An 18,025-nucleotide genomic window follows, 5' to 3' on the forward strand; every position below is an offset into this window, starting at 1 on the left:
ACGATGACCAGCCCGCAGCGCACCGCGCCGAGGCCGCCCGCCGAGAGGGACCCCTGGGACCGCTACGGCTGGGTGATGGCCGCCGTCTGGCTGATCTTCCTGATCTATCCGGCGCTGGCGCTGGTGCGGTCGACGGCGGACGTCGGGTGGATCGTGCTCGGCTGGGCCGCACTGGTGGTGTTCGTCGTGCTGTACATCGGCGGCTTCATCCGCGGGCTGCGTCTGGACAGCGGGCTCGGTCGGCCCGTCCCGGCCGGGCAGTGGTGGATCTTCGGAGCGCTGATCGCTTGCATGCTGCTGACCATCCCGGGGGCCGGTGTCAGCTACATCAGCTTTCTGCCGTTTCTGATGTCGTTCGCGTCGTACGGGCTGACCAGGGCGGCGCACTGGGTGACGATGGGCTGCGCCCTCGTGATCACCGCGCTGAGCGTGTTCCTGATCCCCGGGGGACTGCCGTACCTGACGGTGCTGGTCATCGTCGCCCTGCTCGGCGTCGTCAACACGGTCACCACGTGGCTGATCATCCGTTCTGCCGAGACCGAACGCCTGGGCCGGGAACTGGCGACCAGCGCCGGGCGCGAAGCGGCGGCCCGTGACGTGCACGACCTGATCGGGCACTCGCTGACCGTCGTGCAGCTCAAGGCCCAGCTCGCGCAGCGCTTGATCGAGACCGACCCCGAACGCGCCAAGGCCGAACTCGCCGACATCACCGCGCTCACCGCCGAGGCCATCGCCGGGGTGCGGGCCACGGTGGCGGGAGCCCGTGCCACAACGCTGGTCGAGCAGCTGGCATCCGGAGGTGATGCATTGCAGGCGGCCGGCGTCGACCTGCGCGTCGACGGCGAGCCTGCGGCGCTCTCGCCCGTCCAATCGTTGACGGCGAGCTGGGTGCTGCGCGAAGCGATCACGAACGTGCTCCGGCATGCCGGGGCGTCCGAGGTGAATGTCACGATCATCCCGGGCAGTCTGATCGTGGCCGACGACGGCCGGGGCCCGGCATCCGATGCTCCCGCGCACGGCGCGCCTGAGGGCAACGGCGTGCGCGGCATGCGCGAGCGCGCGGCGGCCGCCGGGGCCGCACTGGAGTTCGGGCCGGGGCCCGCGGGAGGAACACGAGTGGAGCTGAGATGGTGAATCGGATGCCCGATGCGGATCACCAGCCGGAACGCATCCGCCTGGTGATCGCCGACGATCAGGCACTTGTGCGGGGCGCCCTGGCCGCTCTGCTCGATCTGGAGAGCGACTTGGAAGTCGTGGGCGTCGCCGCCGACGGCGAACAGGCCGTGCAGACCGTCACCCGGCTGCGCCCCGATGTCTGCCTGATGGACATCCAGATGCCCGACGTCGACGGCATCGAGGCGACCCGTCGCGTGCGCGCCGCACACGACGGCACCCGCGTACTCATCGTCACGACCTTTGCCCGCCCCGGCTACCTGCGCTCGGCGCTCGACGCCGGTGCGAGCGGTTTCGTCGTGAAGGACACCCCGGCCGAGCAACTCGCCGAAGCGGTGCGGCGCGTGCACGCCGGGCTACGTGTGCTCGATCCGGCGCTCGTCGAGCAGAGCCTGTTCGACGGGGCCAGCCCGCTCAGCGAACGCGAGCAGCAGGTGCTGCGCCTGGCCGCCGACGGGCGGTCAGCCGGCGCGATAGCATCCGAAGTCTTCCTCTCGGCGGGCACCGTGCGCAACCACCTCTCGTCGGCCATCGGCAAGACCGGTGCGGCCAACCGTGCACAGGCCGTGCGGATCGCGCAGGACAAGGGGTGGATCTGAGGCTGGTGGCGACCGGCGTCAGGAGTTCACGCGGATGATCTCCTGCTGATACGGGGCGATCACCTTGCCCGAGATGCGCAGGTCGAGCACCAGAAAGCGGCGCTCGTCGGGGTTCTCGGTGCCCCAGGTGCGCAGCCGCTCCATGTCGGCGAGCGAGCGTACGACGACGCCTTCGGCACCGACGGCCGCGGCGAACGCGGCGAAGTCGACCTCGGGGATCAGCATCGGCCCCTCGGCCAGTCCCTTCAGCCCGTACAGGTTGACCTCGGCGCCGTACGCGGCGTCGTTCCAGACCACAGCGATCCCGTGGCCGGCGGCCGCACGCACGGCCGACTCCAGATCGGCGATCGCCATCAGGCCACCGCCGTCGCCCGAGGTGAGCACCACGGTCGACTCGGGGCGCGCACGGGTCGCGCCGACCACGCTCGGCCAGCCCTGCCCGATCGACTGGAACGCCGTGCCGATCATCATCATCCGGTCGGGTGAGGCGACGGGCCAGTACATGTTCGCCCAGCCGATGAAGTGCCCGCCGTCCGACACGACGACGCGGTCCTCGGGCAGCAACTCGGCCAGGCGGCGGGCGGCAGCGCGCGGGTCGAGGCGGCCGTCCTCGGCGAACTCGCCGGCGTCGGCCTGGGCGCGCGCGGCGGTGACGTCGACGGTTTCGCGCCAGGGTGTGCGCGCAACTCCGGAAGAACCGGCCTCCGGTGTGGTGTTCACCCGGTCTGCGGGCCGATCCGCCGGTGTTTCTCCGGAGTTGTGAACGGCGGCGAGCCGCGCAACGAGCGCCTCCGCGGCCAGACGTGCGTCGGCGCGGACGAATCCGCCCACATGCGCGTGGGTCGCGGCCGGGGCGACATCGACCTGGAACACCCGGGTGCCCGGCGCGAACAGGTCGCCGAAGCGCATCGTGAACTGGTTCAGTGACGCACCGAAGACGACGGCGACGTCGGCCTCGCGCACCAGCTCCATGGCCCCATCGGCGCCGAATCCGCCGGTCACGCCAAGGTCGTAACGTGCATCGGGGAAGACGCCTCGGCCGAGCGCCGTCGTCGCGGTGAGCGCACCGGTGGCTGCGGCAAGAGCACCGAGGGACTCGCCCGCACCCGCCAGCCAGGCGCCGCGACCGGCCAGCAGGAACGGACGCTCTGCCCGCGCGAGCGCATCGGCGATCTCATCGAGCATCCCCGCACCGAACTCGCCGCGAGGGGCGAGCGGTGCCGGAACCCGCGGCTCGGGGGCCTCGGGCACCGCACCGGCCTCGAGGGCTGCGACGTCGTAGGGGATGGCCAGCACCACCGGTACCCGGTAGGTCAGGGCGTGCTCGATGGCGATGACCGTGGTCGCCGCGGCATCCGCACGTCCGGTCGTATAGGTGCGTGCGCCGACGGCCGACGCGAGCGCAATCTGGTCGACGTCCCACGGACGTGGACCCGAGGTGGGCTCATCGCCCACGACGAGCACCAGCGGCACGTGCGCCTGCACGGCCTCGGCCAGCGCCGTCAGGGTGTTCGTGAAGCCGGCTCCGTACGTCGAGGTCGCGGCGGCAATGCGCCCGGATGCCCGGAAATGCGCGTCGGCGGCAACGACCGCACCTTGCTCGTGGCGCACGGCGGTGAAGACGGCATCGGTCTGCGTCTCGATGGCGTCGAGGAAGTAGGCGTTGCCATTGCCCATCACCCCGAAGACGTGGTCGATGTGCTGGGCGAGAGTGAGGGCGACGTGCGCGGAGACGCTGGGCATGACTGAGCCTTTCAAGACAGTGACGGAGGGAACCGTATGTGTCTGGCGGCTCACGCGACGGCGCGGAGTGCTGCGTGCCCCTTTTTCGGGCACCGGCCGCGAACGGCCGGACCTTCTGATACTAACTGCGCGAGAGGGCTGTCGGTGTCAGCTCGACGATCTCGCGGGAACGATCGGCGAGACGGATCGCGGTGACCGATTCGGCCGGTAGCGCTTGCCAGCCGTCGCCAGCGACCCCGGTCGAGCTAATGGCGACTGTGCCGTCGGGGGACTGGCGCCACCGCAGGGCGAAGTAGTCCTCGTTGTGGCCGGACGGCAGATCGTCGGCGAGGGGGCCCATGCGCGAGATGTCGTGCGCGGTGAGTGCGCTGGTTGCGCTGGCGTGCACGACGATGAGCTGCTCTCCGCTCAGCAGCAGCGCATTCAGGCTGGCATAGGGGAAGTGCTCGCGCAGCCGGCGCACCACCTGGACGGTGGCATCGAGCAGGGGAAGGCCCTGAGTGACCTGCTCGCGGATCAGCGCGAAGTACATCTCGCTGTCGGTCGTGCCCTTCAGCGCTGCGACACTGGCCGGTGAGAGCAGCGAGCGCAGGTCATCGAGCGGTGTGATCGTGCCGTTGTGACCGAACGTCAGGCCGTCGACCAGGAACGGGTGGGCGTTGTCGAGGTTGACCGGCAGACCTGCGGTCGCCCACCGCAGGTGCACCAGCGCGGCGTGCGCGGGTGTATCGATGGCCGAGGCGAAGCCGGCATCTGTGACGGCCGAGTGCGGTGAGCGCCGCATCGTGGGCGCGCTGTCATCGTCGACACCCGCCCACCCCCAGCCGTCGCCGTGCAGGCGCGCGAGCGAGAGCAGGCTGTCGAGTCCATCGGGGTGCAGCTCGCGGCGCGCGGTGGAGCGCGAGGGCGAGACGAAGGCGAACAAGCGGCACATGATCTTCCCAGATTAGGCGTCCCGCGCGCCCAGCGGTGTGCTCAGCTGCGAGTTGTCGTCTTTGCCAGACTCATCGAGACGTAGGTGGAGAAGCCCGCGCGTGCGGCGAACTTCACGGGGCGCGTGTCTGACACGGTGAATCCGAGCTTTCGGTACAGGCCGAGCGCCGGGGCGTTCGTGTCCTTGATGTCGCGCAGGACGAACTCGTCGTAGGGCAGCTTGAGCAGGTGCGTCATCAGCGCCGTGGCGACGCCCTTGCCCTGGTGCTGTGGTGCCGTGGTCACGAAGCCGATCTCGGCGAGCCCGGGACGCGCGCCCGGATAAGCGCCGAGGAACTGGCTGCGGACGATGGCGAAGCTGATCAGCCCATGGAACCATCCGAGGGTGCGTTGCATCTCGCGGCGGTCGGGGGCGAAGCACTCCTGATCGCCTTCGGTCACCGAGGCGATCGCTGCGGGCTCGCCGTCGACGAGCGCCACGAAGAAGCGTTCCAGGATGATCATGTGGGCGAAGGCGCCCGCAAGGGTCTGCGGGTTCTTCGAGAAGTACTCGAAGTCCTCGGCGAAGCCGTTCACCAGGACGTCGCTGATCTGTCGGCGATGACTTTCGCCGAGTGCGTCGCCGCGGGCGATCTCGATGTTCATGCGCGTTCCTTTCGAATGAGCAGGCGCAGCACGATGCCGACGGCGGTGTCGTCGGTCGCTGCGGGCATCGTGGAGTGCATGCCGGCGATGCCGGAGAGCGTGGCGAAGTAGAGGGTGGTGAGTTGGTCGGGGTCGCCCCCGGCGAAGTCGCCAGCCGCTTGCCCTCTGCGGACGAGCGCTGAGAAAGCATGCCAGAGCGGTCGCTGGGTGGTGTGCAGTCGCTCTCGGGTGCCGGCGGGCGTGTCGGTGAGGAAGCCCTGGTTCATCACGAGAAAGAACTCGGCTTCGCCGGAGCCTCGTCTCAGATCCGAGAGGAATGAGCGGGTGAACTCGCGCACCAGCTGGTGCGGGTCGGTGTCGCTCGCGAGAGCGAGGGCGGCTTCGCGTTGCCCGGCGGTCGCCTGATCGAGCAGTTCGTCGAAGAGCGCCTCTTTGCTGGCGTAGTGACGGTAGATCGAGCCGGTGCTGAGGTGGGCTTCTTCGGCGATGTGCCGGATGCTGGACGCGGCGAACCCGCGACGAGCGAAGACGCGCACCGCGGCCGTCTCGATCGTCTCGCGCGTCGCGTCGCGCAGAGCTTCGTTGTGCGCGGCGGTGCGCACTATTGCACCCTTAAAATGAACATGTGTTCATTTTAAGGTGATGGCCCTCTGTGGTGTCAATGCCCTCTGAAGGTGGGCCGGCGTTTCTGCTGGAAGGCGGCGAAGCCCTCGCGGTAGTCGTCCGTGTTGCACAGTGCCGCCTGCGCCGCGTTCTCGATATCGACCGCCTCCCACAGGGCGAGGCGCTCGTCGCGAATGCGGGCGATGAGCTGTTTGCTCGCCAGGAACGCCGCGGTCGCGCCGCTGGCCGCCGCGACCGCGGCGTCGTCGGTCGCCTGCCGCACCGCGTCATCGGGGAACACGCGTGAGAACAGACCGGATGCCACGGCCTCAGCCCCCGACATGAGCCGGCCGCTGTAGATGAGATCGAGTGTCTTGTGCGCACCGAGACGCTCGGCGAACAGGGCATGGCCGCCCGAGTCAAGCGTCGCCCCGAGCGCGGCGAACGGCGAACCGATCTTGGCCGACTCCGCGACATAGACCACGTCGGTGGCGATCAGCAGTCCCAGCCCGACTCCGAGACAGGCGCCGTGCGCGACGGCGAACGTCGGCGCGGGAAACGCCGCCATGCGCTTGAGCAGCGGGGTGACCGTGCCGCCCAGGTATCCGAGCACGTCGTCGTCTCGTGGGTCGACCCCCGAGATGTCGCGTCCGGCGCAGAACGCGCGCCCCTCGCCCCGCAGTACGAGCGCGCGCACGCCGGCCTGTTCGGCCTCGGTGTAGGCGCTGTCCAATCCGTGCAGTGCCTGTTCGTCGAGCGCGTTGAGGCGGTCGGGCGCGTTGAGCGTCACGTGCGCGACGTCATCGGCGATGGCGAGGTCGATCATGGCGTGTCCTCCTGCGGGCTGTCGGCGGATGCGGTCAGACGTCGTAGTCGACGACGAGGCGGTCGCTGGTGGGGTGCGACTGGCAGGTCAGCACGTAACCGCGTTCGATCTCATCGGGTTCGAGTGCGTAGTTCTCGGTCATCGTCACGCTGCCGTCGACGACGCGTGCGCGGCAGGTGCCACACACACCCCCCGAGCAGGCGAACGGGGCATCCGGGCGCACGCGCAGGGCGGCGTTGAGCACCGACTCGTGTGCATCGACCGGGCTCTCGACCGTCGACGAGACGCCGTCGAGGTTGATCTCGATGCGCACGGCCTTCTCGCCCTGCCGCACCTCGACTTTGCGGGGGCCGCGTTCTGCGGGCGCATCGCCGGTGGTGAACAGTTCGAAGCGCACGTGCTCCCGGGGCACGCCGAGGTCGGCGAGCACCTCGCGGCACAGGTCGACCAGCGCGAACGGGCCACAGAGGAACCACTCGTCGACGGTGTCGGGAAGGATGAGTGCGCCGAAGATGGTGCGTAGACGCTCTTCGTCGAGGCGCCCCGACATCAATGGCGCGGTGCGCTGTTCGCGCGAGAGCACATGGTGCAGCACGAGCCGGGTCGGGTAGCGGTCCTTGAGGTCGGCGAGGTCTTCGAGGAACATCACGTCGCTGGTCGCCTTGTTGGTGTACAACAGCGTGAACCTCGTCGAATCGGATGCTGTCAGCAGGCTTCTGGCGAGCGCCATCATCGGGGTGATGCCTGATCCTGCGGCGATGCCGACCACGTGCGCTCCGGCCAGCTCGGCCAGGCCCGAGGTGAACGTGCCCTGCGGGCTCATCACGTCGATCTCGAAGCCGGGGGTCAGTTCGGTCTGTGCCCACGTCGAGAACAGCCCGCCCTCGTCGCGTTTGACCGCGACGCTGAGCGTCGTGCCACCTTCGTCGGCCGGGATCGGCGGGCGGCACAGAGAGTACGAGCGCCGTACCTCCGCACCCTCCAGGTGCACCCGCAGTGCCACGTACTGACCCGGCAGGTAGGCGTAGTCGTCGACCAACTCGGGTGGCACGGCGAAGCTCACCTCGACGGCGTCCTTGGTGAGCGGACGTACTTGCGACACGGTCAGTGCGTGGAATCGCGCGCGGTGCCGGCCGCCGTCGCCGCTGGCGACTGTGACGGGGGCCTGCGCCGTGGGAACACGGAAGAGTGCCATCAGATCACCTTGAAATGGTCGAAGGGTTCCAGGCACGCGCGGCACTCGTAGAGTGCCTTGCACGAGGTCGAGCCGAAGCGCGACACCTCATGCGTGTCGAGGGAGCCGCAGCGCGGGCATCGGATGCTGAGGGCGAGCCGCACCGGACCCTGCCGGTGGGCCGCCCGTCCGCTGGGCGGGGCGATGCCGTACGCCGTCAGCTTGCGTTTGCCCTCCTCGCTCATCCAGTCCGTCGTCCACGCGGGGGAGAGCACGGTGCGCACCTCGACGTGGGCGAAGCCGTCGGCGGTCAGTGCCAGCACGACGTCGTCGCGGATGGCGTCCATCGCCGGGCATCCGCTGTAGGTCGGGGTGATGTCGACGACGACGCGCTCGCCGCGCTCCGACGCGTCGACGCGCACAGCGCGCAGCACGCCGAGGTCTTCGATCGTGAGCACGGGCACCTCGGGGTCGACGACCGTCGCGGCCACCCGCCACGCGTGCTGTTCGCGTGCGGTGCCGTGTTCGGGGGACGTCGCGAGGGCGGTCACCACGTCGCCCCCGGATGCCGTCGTGCGAGCACCTGCATCTCGGCGAGCAGGTGACCCATCGGTGTGGCGTGCGACCCACGGCGCCCGCCACCGCGCGAGTCGCCACCCGAGGGGATCTGCAGATCGGCGGCGCGGAAGACCTCGTCGATCACGGCGTCGAAACCGGGGCGCAGCGTCGAGGGCCGCACCGCGGCGCCTTCGAGCCGGTCGATCAGTGGTTCGTCGCGGAACAGTTCTGCCACGTACGGCCAGACGTCGCCGATCGCGCGGATCATGCGCTCGCGTGAGAGATCGGTGCCGCCCGCCAGGCGCAGCACCCACTGCACGGCGTGGTCGCGGTGGTAGTCGACCTCTTTCACCGACTTCGCGGCGATCGCGGCGAGAGTCTCGTCGGACGAGGCGCGCAGCGCCGAGTGCAGCTCGAACATGTACGCGGATGCGAACAGCTGACGGGCGATCGTCTGGGCGAAATCGCCGTTGGGCTGTTCCATCAGCCAGGCGCTGCGGAACTCGGGCTCGTCGCGGAAGTAGGCGAGGTCATCCTCGCTGCGGCCGTCCCACGTGCCGGCGTAGTGCAGTAGTGAGCGGGCGTGCCCCAGCAGATCGAGGGCGATGTTCGCCAGGGCGACGTCCTCTTCAAGCTCGGGGGCACGCGAGACCCAGGCGCCCAGTTGCTGTGACAGGATCAGCGCGTCATCGCCGAGCCAGAGCGCGTACTCGGCGATGTCGGCCGATGTCGCGCGGGCATCGGTGCCGGTCAGTTCGGCGGCCAGGTCGAGCTGGTCGACCGACACGGTGACGTTCTTGCTCACAGGTGCGGCACCCCCTCAGAGGCGGTGTAGTACACCGCGTGCCGGTAGTTCTTGCCGGCTGGGCTCTCGAAGAACGCGTCCTTGTCGTCGGGGTCGCTCGTGGTGATCGCCTCGGCGGGCACCACCCAAATCGATACGCCCTCGCTGCGGCGCGTATAGAGGTCGCGCGCGTTGCGCAGCGCCATATCGGCATCCGGTGCGTGCAGTGAGCCGACGTGCACGTGGTTCAGCCCGCGGTTCGCGCGGACGAACACCTCCCAGAGCGGCCAGGTCTCAGCATCCATCAGGCCACCCCGGTTCCGGTGGTTGAGCGAGCGAGGCGAGACGAAACCCGGGCGTACTCGGCTGCCGCCTCGCGGACCCAGGCGCCTTCTTCATGCGCCGTGCGACGGCGCTCGAGGCGCTCGGCGTTGCACGGCCCGTTGCCGCGCAGCACCTCGTAGAACTCGTCCCAGTCGATCTCACCCATCGCGTACTGGCCGGTCTGCTCGTCGTAGCGCAGATCGGGATCGGGCAGCGTGATGCCGAGGATCTCGGCCTGCGGCACCAGCATGCCGACGAAGCGCTGACGCAGGGCGTCGTTCGAGAAGCGCTTGATCTTCCACTTCATCGACTGCGCCGAGTTGGGCGATTCATCGTCGGGAGGGCCGAACATGGCCAGACTCGGCCAGTACCAGCGGTTGACGGCATCCTGGGCCATCTCGCGCTGCTCGTCGGTGCCCTGCATGAGCTGCAGCAGAATCTCGAACCCCTGGCGCTGGTGGAACGACTCCTCTTTGCAGATGCGCACCATCGCCCGGCCGTACGGGCCGTACGAGGCGCGGCACAGCGGCACCTGGTTGACGATCGCGGCGCCGTCGACGAGCCAACCGATCGCGCCCATATCGGCCCAGGTCGGGGTGGGGTAGTTGAAGATCGACGAGTACTTGGCCTTGCCGCTGATGAGCTGGTCCATCATCTCGTCGCGCGTGATGCCAAGGGTCTGCGCGGCCGAGTAGAGGTAGAGGCCGTGGCCGGCCTCGTCCTGCACCTTCGCCATCAGGATCGCCTTGCGCTTCAGGCTCGGCGCCCGGGTGATCCAGTTGCCCTCGGGCTGCATGCCGATGATCTCGGAGTGGGCGTGCTGTGAGATCTGGCGGATCAGCGTCTTGCGGTACGCCTCGGGCATCCAATCGCGCGGCTCGATGCGCTGCTCGTGCGCGACGAGATCGTCGAAGCGCTCCTGCGCGTCGGCGTCGCCCTCGACGAGAGAGAGGTCTGCGGGGGTTGTCATCATCGACTCCTGTTTACTGACCGATCGTTAGGTAATTCTGGCACGCGTGCCGGTGAGGTGCAAGGGATGCGCTGTCGGTGGCGTGCGGCAGAGTGGAGGTATGGCTTCCTCCGACACCCGCACGGCCGCCCTCGACGCGCTTCGCGAGCTGGTCGGGCGGCCCGATGCCGAGTTCCACGATGGCCAGTACGAGGCGATCGAGGCACTGGTCGACGGGCGGCGCCGGGCGCTGGTGGTGCAGCGCACCGGGTGGGGAAAGTCGGCGGTCTACTTCGTCGCCACGCTGCTGTTGCGTCGGCAGGGAGCGGGACCGACGGTGCTCGTGTCGCCGCTGCTGGCTCTGATGCGCGACCAGATCTCCGCGGCCGAGCGGGCCGGTGTGCGCGCGGTCGCCATCAACTCCACCAATGCCCACGAGTGGGACGAGGTGCTCGCCCAGCTCGACCGTGACGAGGTCGACGTCCTGCTGGTCTCTCCCGAGCGGCTGAACAACCCGGCGTTCCGCGAGCAGCAGCTGCCCGCGCTCGTGCAGCGTCTGGGCATGCTCGTGGTTGATGAGGCGCACTGCATCAGTGACTGGGGTCACGACTTTCGCCCGGACTATCGGCGGCTGCGCGACCTCATCAGTGCGATGCCCGCGGGTGTGCCCGTGCTCGCCACGACCGCGACGGCAAACAGCCGCGTTGTCGCCGACGTCGCCGAGCAGCTCGATGCGGTGGGGTCGGATGCCACGGGCGGGCCGTCCGGTGTGCTGACGATCCGCGGGCCGCTCGCGCGGACATCCCTGCGTCTGGGCGTGCTGCGTCTGCCTGGCTCGACGCAGCGGCTCGCCTGGCTGCTCAGCCACCTGAACGACCTTCCGGGCTCGGGCATCATCTACACGCTCACCGTGGCCGCAGCCGTCGACACCGCGCGGCTGCTGCGCGAGCACGGCCACGAGGTGCACGCGTACACCGGGCAGACCGATGCAGAGGAGCGGGCCGACCTCGAAGGCCGACTCAAGCGGAACGAGGTCAAGGCGCTCGTCGCCACGAGCGCACTGGGCATGGGGTTCGACAAGCCCGACCTCGGGTTCGTGCTGCACCTGGGTGCGCCATCGTCGCCGGTGGCGTACTACCAGCAGGTGGGCCGTGCAGGACGTGCCAGCGAGAGCGCCGACGTACTGCTGCTGCCGGGCGTGGAAGACCGCGACATCTGGCACTACTTCGCGACGGCCTCCATGCCCGACCTGGAGCGCGCCGAGCGGGTGATCGCCGCGCTCGGCGACGCGCCGATCTCGACGCCGGCACTGGAATCGATCGTCGACATCCGCCGTACCCCGCTGGAGCTGCTGCTGAAGGTGCTCGACGTCGACGGTGCGGTGCGGCGCGTGCAGGGCGGCTGGGTCGCGACCGGGCAGCCGTGGACGTACGACGCCGAACGCTACGAGCGCATCGCGGCCGAGCGCCGCGCAGAGCAGCAGCACATGATCGACTACGAGCACACCGACGGATGCCGGATGGAGTTTCTGCAGCGCTCGCTCGACGACGACACGGCGGCGCCGTGTGGGCGGTGCGACAACTGTGCGGGCGTGTGGTTCCCGGCCGAGATCGGAACGTCGGCCGCGGATGCCGCCGGCCAGTCGCTCGACCGCGTGGGCGTGCCGCTCGAACCGCGCAAACAATGGCCGACCGGCGCGGATCGCGTCGGCGTTCCGGTGAAGGGACGCATCCCGGCAGAGGAGCAGGCGGGGGAGGGCCGGGCGCTGGCGCGCCTGACCGATCTGGGCTGGGGCGGCACGCTGCGCGAGATGTTCGCCGCAGGAGCCGCGGACGCTCCTGTCTCTCCGCAGGTGCTCGGTGCCTGCGTGCGAGTGCTCGCGGATTGGGGCTGGGAGCGTCGGCCGGTCGCCGTTGTCGGGATGCCGTCGCGTTCGCATCCGCTGCTGGTCGAGTCACTCGCGCGCGGCATCGCCGAGATCGGGCGGCTGCCGTACCTGGGCTCGCTGGCGTTCGCCGGCGGCGGCCCGAGTGGACAGCCCGGCGGCAACAGCGTGTTCCGCCTCGCCGGGCTCTGGGAGCGCTTCAGCGCCGACGGTCTCGACGTCCCCGAGGGGCCCGTGCTGCTCGTCGATGATCAGGTCGACAGCCGCTGGACACTCACCGTCGCAGCCCGCGAGCTTCGGCGCGCCGGCGCGACCGAGGTGCTGCCGTTCGTCCTTGCGATGCGGGGGTGAGTGCGCGGGGAAACCCTCACTCCACCGCCCGGTTCGTGATCATCGACCGGCCTCGCACCTCGGCCACCACGGCGCCGGTTTCATCGCGCACGGTCACGTCGTAGAGGCCGGTGCGTCCGCTGACGACCCGTCGCACGGCCGTCGCGGACAGCACCTGACCGGCACCGGTCGACTTCAGGAAGGTGATGTCTGCACCGGATGCCACGGTGACCCGCTCGTCCTCGTTGCAGGCGATCGCGAAGGCCGTATCGGCGAGCGCGAACACCAGACCACCGTGGGTGATCGCGAAGCCGTTGAGCATGTCGTCGCGCACGATCATCGACACGACCGCGCGCCCCGGCTCGTCGACCTCGACGCTCATGCCGAGCATCGCCGAGGCGGCGTCGCGTCGCATCATCTCCCTCACGCCGTCACGACCTCGGCCGCCGCCTCCTTGGTGACCAGTGTCAGCACGTCGTACGTCGCGACGATCTCATCGTCCTGGTTGCGGATCACAGCGTCCCAGCGCACCTCGCCGTACTCGTCGGTCTCGCGCGGCGTGATCTGCTTGGCGGTCAGATCGACGCGGATGCTGTCACCCGGCGACACCGGTGTGATGAACCGCAGATTCTCGAGACCGTAGTTGGCCAGCACGGGCCCGGGCTCGGGGTCGACGAACAGCCCCGCTGCCCACGAGACCAACAGGTAACCATGTGCGACGCGGCCGGGGAAGAACGGGTTGGCCGCGGCGGACTCCTCGTCCATATGCGCGTAGAACGTGTCGCCGGTGAAGTGCGCGAACGTCTCGATGTCGTCGAGCGTGACTTCACGGGCATCCGATGAGATCCGGTCGCCGATACGCAGCTCCGACAGTGCCTTCCGGAACGGATGCCGGTCGCCGGCGTTCGCGCTGGCGCCGGCGTGCCAGATGCCGGTCAGAGCGGTGAGCATCTCGGGCGACCCCTGCACGGCGGTGCGCTGCATGTGGTGCAGCACCGCGCGGATGCCACCCAGCTCCTCGCCGCCGCCAGCACGGCCAGGGCCACCGTGCACCAGACCGGGCAGCGGAGAGCCGTGCCCCGTCGACGACCGCGCATCGTCGCGGTCGAGCAGTAGCATCCGACCGTTGAACGGCGCGATCCGCGTCGCCAACGCGACGGCCTGCGCGGGGTCGTGCGTGGCGATGCTGGTCACCAGCGAACCGCCGCCGCGTGCGACGATGTCGGCGGCCTCTGCGATCGTGTCGTAGGTGATCAGCGACGAGACTGGGCCGAATGCCTCGACGGCGTGCACGGCGTCGGCATCCGCGCGGTCGAAACGCAGCAGTACCGGCGAGACGAATGCGCCGCCGGTCGCGGTGCCGGTGGTGCCGTCGGCCAGACGCACCTCGGGGGCATCCGTTGTGCCGATCACGATCCGACCGCCGCCGTCGACCAGCTTCTGCACCTGCCTCCGCACCTCATCGCGTTGCGCGGACGAGGCCAGGGGGCCCATGGTGACGCCCTCTGCGCGGGGGTCGCCGATGACCGTCTTCGCCTCGATGCGCGAGCGCACGGCGTCGACGACGGCATCTGCGACGGCCGTGGGAATGACCGCGCGACGGATCGCGGTGCACTTCTGCCCGGCCTTCGTCGTCATCTCGACCACGAGTTGGCGCACGTAGGCGTCGAACTCGGGTGTGCCCTCGACCGCGTCGGTGCCCAATACCGAGGCGTTGATCGAATCGGTCTCGGCCGTGAACCGCACGCCGCCGGTCTGCACTGCGGGGTGGGCGCGCAGCATCTCGGCGGTCGCGGCGCTGCCGGTGAATCCGACGAGGTCGCCCAGCCGCAGGTGGTCGAACAGGTTCGGCACGCTGCCGCTGACCAGTTGCACCGAGCCTTCGGGCAGCAGGTTCGACTCGACGAGGATGCGCACCATCGCTTCGGTCAGATACCCCGTCGGCGTCGCGGGCTTGATCACCGTCGGCATTCCGGCGAGGAACGCCGGCGCGAGCTTCTCGAGCGGGCCCCACACCGGAAAGTTGAAGGCGTTGATCTGCACGGCGACGCCGGGCAGTGTCGTGTACACATGCCGGCCCAGGAACGAGCCGTCCTTCGACAGCGGTTCGATCGGCCCGTCGACGTGCACTGTGCTGTTCGGCAGCTCGCGCCGGCCCTTGCCCGAGTACGAGAACAGCACGCCGATGCCGCCGTCGATATCGACCCACGAGTCGGTCTTCGTCGCCCCGGTGCGGGCCGAAAGCGCGTACAGCTCGTCCTTGCGCTCGGTCAGCGCGAGCGCGAACTGCTTCAGCAGCAGCGCACGCTGATGAAAGGTCAGCGCCGCGAGGCTCTGCTGGCCGACCGTGCGGGCGTACTCCAGGGCACCCCCGAGATCAAGGCCCTCGGTGCTGACGTGCGTGACAACCTCACCGGTCGACGCATCGCGCACCGCGGTGCCGCCGGCGACGGCAGGGGTCCACCAGTCACCGCGGACGTAGCTGGGCAGAATCTCGGTGTTCATCATTCCTCGTTCCACGTGTAGAAGCCTTCGCCGCTCTTGCGGCCCAGTCGCCCCTCGGCGACCATCGTGCGCAGCAGCTGCGGGGGTGCGAACCGGTCGCCCAGTTCACGGGCGAGCTCCTCGGCGATGCCGAGTCGTACGTCCAGTCCGACGATGTCGGTCGTGCGCAGCGGACCCATCGGATGCCGGTAGCCGAGCGTCATCGCCGCGTCGATGTCCGACGCACTGGCGACGCCCTCTTCCAGCATCCGGATCGCCTCCAGGCCGAGCATCACCCCGAGCCGCGATGAGGCGAACCCGGCGGAGTCGCGCACCACGATCGGGGTCTTGCCGAGCGCCTCGACCCAGCCTCGCGCACTGTCGACGACGTCGGCATCCGTGTCCGCGCCGCGCACGATCTCGACCAGCGCCGATGCGGGCACCGGGTTGAAGAAGTGCATCCCCAGAAACCTGGTCGGGTCGCGGCGCTCGGCAGCCAGATCATCGATCGAGATCGACGAGGTGTTCGAAGCGAGCACCGCGCCGTCGCTGAGCACGGCATCGACGCGGGCGAGGGCATCCTGCTTCAGGCCGCGGTCCTCGGGAACCGCCTCGACCACCAGACCGGCGTCGGTGAACACCGTCAGATCGATGCCCGTCCGCAGCCGCGCAGACGCCTCGGCCGGGTCGAGCGTGGGGTTCCGCTCAGCGGAGCGGCGGATGCTCTCGGCGACACGGTGCGCGGCAGCATCCGCACTCTCATCGTCGCGCTCGACGATGCTCACGCGTGCCCCGGCGAGCAGGAAGGCGTGGGCGATGCCCGCGCCCATCCGGCCCCCACCCAGCACGCCGACGTGATCCGGTGCGTTCATCGCTTCGCCCTCCGCTGCAGGAACTCGGTCATGCGCCGCTCCTTCTCATCGCTCTCGAACAGCTCGGCCTGCAGCTCGCGCTCGATATCCGGGTGCTGATCGCGCGGGGCGCGCAGCGCCCGCTTGGTGTGCTGCGTCGCCCGCGGATCGTTCGCGGCGATGCGGTCGGCCATCGCATGCGCGGCCTCGATCAGGCCGTCGACCGGATGGATCGCCGAGATCAGGCCCCAGGTGAGCGCCTCATCGGCGTCAAGCACGCGACCGGTCAGCAGCAGCTCGGCCGCGCGCGCGTGACCGACGATCTCGGGCAGACGCCAGGTCGCCCCGGCGGCGGCCATGATGCCCAATCCCGTCTCGGGGTTGCCGATCTTCAGCGTCGGTGAGCTGATGCGCAGGTCGGCGGCGTAGGCGAGCTCGGCGCCGCCACCCAGCGCGTACCCGCTGACCGCGGCGATCACCGGCATCGGCAGCTCGTTGATGCGGATGAACGCGGTGGCGTTGATGGCGCGGCGGGCGTCTTCGGCGCGCCGTTCGCGCAACTGGGCGATGTCGGCTCCGGCCGCGAAGACGGTGTCGGAGCCCGCCAGGATCAGCGTGCGCGGATCGGCCTCAAGCTCGCCGCACAACGCGTGCAGTTCGTCGATCATGTCCTGATCGATCGCGTTGCGCTTGTCGGGCCGGTTCAGCGTCGCGACGACGCGGTCGGCGTGGCGCTCGATCAGCAGCGGCTCGGTCATCGGCTCCCTCCGCATCGCCAGAGGGACGCGTGCGGGTTCCGGTCGCAGTTTCTCCCGCATCCCGGCCGTTGATGCGTGAGAAAGTGCGACGGGAACGGCGCGCGAGCGCGTCTCGTGACCTCGGTTCCCGCGAGTCGGCCCGTCATGCGACCCGCTCCAGGATCATCGCGCTGCCCTGGCCCACGCCGACGCACATGGTCGCGAGGCCGAGGCCCGCGCCTTCGCGCTCCATGCGCCCCATCAGTGTGATGACGATGCGGCTGCCGCTTGAACCGAGCGGATGCCCGAGCGCGATCGCCCCGCCGTCGCCGTTGACGATGTCGGGATCCAACCCCAGACGCCGGATGGATGCCAGCGACTGCGTCGCGAACGCCTCGTTGAGCTCCACCGCTCCGATCGCCGACACGTCGAGCCCGGCCCGTTTCAGAGCGCGTTCACTGGCCGGCACCGGGCCGAGTCCCATGATCTCGGGGGCCAGTGCCGCCGTTGTCGCAGTGACGATGCGGGCACGCGGGCGCAGCCCGAATCGGCGCACGGCTTCTCCACTCGCGACCACGACCGCAGAGGCGCCGTCGTTCAACGAGCTCGAGTTGCCGGCCGTGACGACGCTGCCGCCGGGAACGACCGGGCGTAGCGCTGCGAGTGCTTCGAGGCTGGTGTCGCGCCGTGGGCCTTCATCGACGAGCACGTCGCCCGCGCGGGTCGGCACGGCCACGATCTCGTCGGCGAAGCGTCCGGCATCCACCGCCGCGATCGCCCGGTGCTGGCTGCGCAGGGCGAACGCATCGGCATCCTCACGGGTGATGCCTTCGCGCCGTGCCACCTCTTCGGCGGTCTCGGGCATCGAGAAGGTCGCCTTCTCGCGGGCGAGCAGGCGCGCATTCGTGAACCGCCACCCGATCGACGTGTCGAATGCCGCGCCGGGTTTTGCCCAGGCGCGCTCGGGTTTGGCCTGAACCCAGGGGGCCCGGGTCATCGATTCGACACCGCCCGCCACCATCACATCGACATCGCCCGCGCGGATCGCCTGCGCGGCCATGGCGATCGCCGACATCCCCGAGGCGCACAGCCGGTTCACGGTGATCGCGGGCACCTCATCGGGCAACCCGGCCAGCAGCACGGCCATGCGGGCGACGTTGCGGTTGTCCTCGCCGGCCTGGTTCGCCGCGCCGAGGATGACCTCGTCGACCTCGGCGTCGGGCACTCCGGCGCGATCGACGGCCGCGCGCACGACGAGCGCCGCGAGGTCGTCGGGGCGCACACCCGCCAGCGCGCCACCGTAGCGGCCGACCGCCGTGCGCGCGCCGCCGATGAGGAATGCGTCGGTCATATCTCTCCTTGTCAGCATCCGCCCCTCCCGTCTGTTCGGCGCCTATTGCCCTTATTCGGTCGTTTTTCGCCAGGTC

Annotated in this window: 18 protein-coding genes; 3 read left to right on the forward strand and 15 right to left on the reverse strand. The window is 69.7% G+C overall.

What is annotated here, in order from left to right; all coding sequences use genetic code 11:
- Window positions 1-3 precede the first annotated feature (3 nt).
- Complete coding sequence (locus tag ACLD0U_RS02650) at window positions 4-1,134, forward strand: sensor histidine kinase (RefSeq protein WP_410339749.1); 1,131 nt, start codon at window positions 4-6, stop codon at window positions 1,132-1,134.
- Between the two features lie 5 nt (window positions 1,135-1,139).
- A complete protein-coding gene (locus tag ACLD0U_RS02655; protein ID WP_206820867.1) occupies window positions 1,140-1,772 on the forward strand; it encodes a response regulator transcription factor in 633 nt (210 codons plus the stop codon).
- Between the two features lie 18 nt (window positions 1,773-1,790).
- Here the strand turns inward: ACLD0U_RS02655 and ACLD0U_RS02660 are convergent, their stop codons facing one another.
- From ACLD0U_RS02660 to paaA, 10 genes are all read right to left on the reverse strand, one after another.
- Window positions 1,791-3,515: a thiamine pyrophosphate-binding protein gene (locus ACLD0U_RS02660; protein WP_410339750.1), complete on the reverse strand. Its 1,725-nt coding sequence runs from the start codon at window positions 3,513-3,515 to the stop codon at window positions 1,791-1,793.
- A gap of 121 nt (window positions 3,516-3,636) precedes the next feature.
- A complete protein-coding gene (locus ACLD0U_RS02665; protein WP_410339751.1) occupies window positions 3,637-4,449 on the reverse strand; it encodes a class II glutamine amidotransferase in 813 nt (270 codons plus the stop codon).
- 41 nt (window positions 4,450-4,490) lie between these two features.
- Window positions 4,491-5,093, reverse strand: coding sequence for a GNAT family N-acetyltransferase (locus ACLD0U_RS02670; protein WP_206820864.1), 603 nt, complete (start codon window positions 5,091-5,093; stop codon window positions 4,491-4,493).
- Window positions 5,090-5,695 carry a TetR/AcrR family transcriptional regulator gene (locus tag ACLD0U_RS02675; protein WP_410339752.1) on the reverse strand — a complete coding sequence of 202 codons (606 nt, stop codon included), beginning with the start codon at window positions 5,693-5,695 and terminating at the stop codon, window positions 5,090-5,092. Before ACLD0U_RS02675 ends, ACLD0U_RS02670 begins: the two co-directional genes overlap by 4 nt.
- A 56-nt stretch (window positions 5,696-5,751) precedes the next feature.
- The gene (locus ACLD0U_RS02680; protein ID WP_410339753.1) at window positions 5,752-6,522 is read right to left on the reverse strand and encodes an enoyl-CoA hydratase/isomerase family protein; all 771 of its coding nucleotides are present in this window, start codon (window positions 6,520-6,522) and stop codon (window positions 5,752-5,754) included.
- A gap of 34 nt (window positions 6,523-6,556) precedes the next feature.
- Complete coding sequence (gene paaE / locus ACLD0U_RS02685; RefSeq protein WP_206823160.1) at window positions 6,557-7,717, reverse strand: 1,2-phenylacetyl-CoA epoxidase subunit PaaE; 1,161 nt, start codon at window positions 7,715-7,717, stop codon at window positions 6,557-6,559.
- Window positions 7,717-8,247, reverse strand: coding sequence for a 1,2-phenylacetyl-CoA epoxidase subunit PaaD (gene paaD, locus ACLD0U_RS02690; protein ID WP_410339754.1), 531 nt, complete (start codon window positions 8,245-8,247; stop codon window positions 7,717-7,719). The genes paaE and paaD overlap by 1 nt, the downstream gene beginning before the upstream one ends.
- On the reverse strand, window positions 8,244-9,059 hold the full coding sequence (gene paaC / locus ACLD0U_RS02695) for a 1,2-phenylacetyl-CoA epoxidase subunit PaaC (protein WP_206823167.1): 816 nt from the start codon (window positions 9,057-9,059) through the stop codon (window positions 8,244-8,246). Before paaC ends, paaD begins: the two co-directional genes overlap by 4 nt.
- Entirely contained in the window at window positions 9,056-9,343 is a 288-nt protein-coding gene (gene paaB / locus ACLD0U_RS02700; protein WP_179411488.1) for a 1,2-phenylacetyl-CoA epoxidase subunit PaaB, read from the reverse strand. Before paaB ends, paaC begins: the two co-directional genes overlap by 4 nt.
- Window positions 9,343-10,332, reverse strand: a complete 990-nt coding sequence (paaA, locus tag ACLD0U_RS02705; protein ID WP_410339755.1) for a 1,2-phenylacetyl-CoA epoxidase subunit PaaA — start codon at window positions 10,330-10,332, stop codon at window positions 9,343-9,345. The genes paaB and paaA overlap by 1 nt, the downstream gene beginning before the upstream one ends.
- Before the next feature lie 100 nt (window positions 10,333-10,432).
- Here paaA and ACLD0U_RS02710 point away from each other — a divergent pair, with 100 nt between their 5' ends.
- On the forward strand, window positions 10,433-12,547 hold the full coding sequence (locus tag ACLD0U_RS02710; RefSeq protein WP_410339756.1) for a RecQ family ATP-dependent DNA helicase: 2,115 nt from the start codon (window positions 10,433-10,435) through the stop codon (window positions 12,545-12,547).
- Window positions 12,548-12,563: 16 nt separating this feature from the next.
- Here ACLD0U_RS02710 and paaI read toward each other — a convergent pair whose 3' ends face one another.
- The 5 genes from paaI to ACLD0U_RS02735 all read right to left on the reverse strand — a co-directional run bounded on the left by paaI (window position 12,564) and on the right by ACLD0U_RS02735 (window position 17,949).
- Window positions 12,564-12,944 (reverse strand): hydroxyphenylacetyl-CoA thioesterase PaaI, encoded by a 381-nt coding sequence (paaI, locus tag ACLD0U_RS02715; RefSeq protein WP_410339757.1) that lies wholly within the window; start codon window positions 12,942-12,944, stop codon window positions 12,564-12,566.
- 5 nt (window positions 12,945-12,949) lie between these two features.
- The gene (gene paaZ, locus ACLD0U_RS02720) at window positions 12,950-15,031 is read right to left on the reverse strand and encodes a phenylacetic acid degradation bifunctional protein PaaZ (RefSeq protein ID WP_410340261.1); all 2,082 of its coding nucleotides are present in this window, start codon (window positions 15,029-15,031) and stop codon (window positions 12,950-12,952) included.
- A complete protein-coding gene (locus ACLD0U_RS02725; RefSeq protein ID WP_410339758.1) occupies window positions 15,031-15,882 on the reverse strand; it encodes a 3-hydroxyacyl-CoA dehydrogenase family protein in 852 nt (283 codons plus the stop codon). The genes paaZ and ACLD0U_RS02725 overlap by 1 nt, the downstream gene beginning before the upstream one ends.
- On the reverse strand, window positions 15,879-16,619 hold the full coding sequence (locus tag ACLD0U_RS02730) for an enoyl-CoA hydratase/isomerase family protein (RefSeq protein ID WP_179411482.1): 741 nt from the start codon (window positions 16,617-16,619) through the stop codon (window positions 15,879-15,881). The genes ACLD0U_RS02725 and ACLD0U_RS02730 overlap by 4 nt, the downstream gene beginning before the upstream one ends.
- A 142-nt stretch (window positions 16,620-16,761) precedes the next feature.
- Window positions 16,762-17,949 carry a thiolase family protein gene (locus ACLD0U_RS02735; protein WP_410339759.1) on the reverse strand — a complete coding sequence of 396 codons (1,188 nt, stop codon included), beginning with the start codon at window positions 17,947-17,949 and terminating at the stop codon, window positions 16,762-16,764.
- Window positions 17,950-18,025: the final 76 nt, after the last annotated feature.

Source organism: Microbacterium sp. 2216-1 (assembly GCF_046507855.1).
In the GTDB taxonomy this organism is placed as follows: domain Bacteria; phylum Actinomycetota; class Actinomycetes; order Actinomycetales; family Microbacteriaceae; genus Microbacterium; species Microbacterium esteraromaticum_C.

Coding starts and splice junctions, on each gene's coding strand:
- ACLD0U_RS02650 (WP_410339749.1), top strand. CDS start 4: ATGACCAGCCCGCAGCGCACCGCGCCGAGGCCGCCCGCCGAGAGGGAC.
- ACLD0U_RS02655 (WP_206820867.1), top strand. CDS start 1,140: ATGCCCGATGCGGATCACCAGCCGGAACGCATCCGCCTGGTGATCGCC.
- ACLD0U_RS02660 (WP_410339750.1), bottom strand. CDS start 3,515: ATGCCCAGCGTCTCCGCGCACGTCGCCCTCACTCTCGCCCAGCACATC.
- ACLD0U_RS02665 (WP_410339751.1), bottom strand. CDS start 4,449: ATGTGCCGCTTGTTCGCCTTCGTCTCGCCCTCGCGCTCCACCGCGCGC.
- ACLD0U_RS02670 (WP_206820864.1), bottom strand. CDS start 5,093: ATGAACATCGAGATCGCCCGCGGCGACGCACTCGGCGAAAGTCATCGC.
- ACLD0U_RS02680 (WP_410339753.1), bottom strand. CDS start 6,522: ATGATCGACCTCGCCATCGCCGATGACGTCGCGCACGTGACGCTCAAC.
- paaE (WP_206823160.1), bottom strand. CDS start 7,717: ATGGCACTCTTCCGTGTTCCCACGGCGCAGGCCCCCGTCACAGTCGCC.
- paaB (WP_179411488.1), bottom strand. CDS start 9,343: ATGGATGCTGAGACCTGGCCGCTCTGGGAGGTGTTCGTCCGCGCGAAC.
- paaA (WP_410339755.1), bottom strand. CDS start 10,332: ATGACAACCCCCGCAGACCTCTCTCTCGTCGAGGGCGACGCCGACGCG.
- ACLD0U_RS02710 (WP_410339756.1), top strand. CDS start 10,433: ATGGCTTCCTCCGACACCCGCACGGCCGCCCTCGACGCGCTTCGCGAG.
- paaI (WP_410339757.1), bottom strand. CDS start 12,944: ATGATGCGACGCGACGCCGCCTCGGCGATGCTCGGCATGAGCGTCGAG.
- paaZ (WP_410340261.1), bottom strand. CDS start 15,031: ATGAACACCGAGATTCTGCCCAGCTACGTCCGCGGTGACTGGTGGACC.
- ACLD0U_RS02725 (WP_410339758.1), bottom strand. CDS start 15,882: ATGAACGCACCGGATCACGTCGGCGTGCTGGGTGGGGGCCGGATGGGC.
- ACLD0U_RS02730 (WP_179411482.1), bottom strand. CDS start 16,619: ATGACCGAGCCGCTGCTGATCGAGCGCCACGCCGACCGCGTCGTCGCG.
- ACLD0U_RS02735 (WP_410339759.1), bottom strand. CDS start 17,949: ATGACCGACGCATTCCTCATCGGCGGCGCGCGCACGGCGGTCGGCCGC.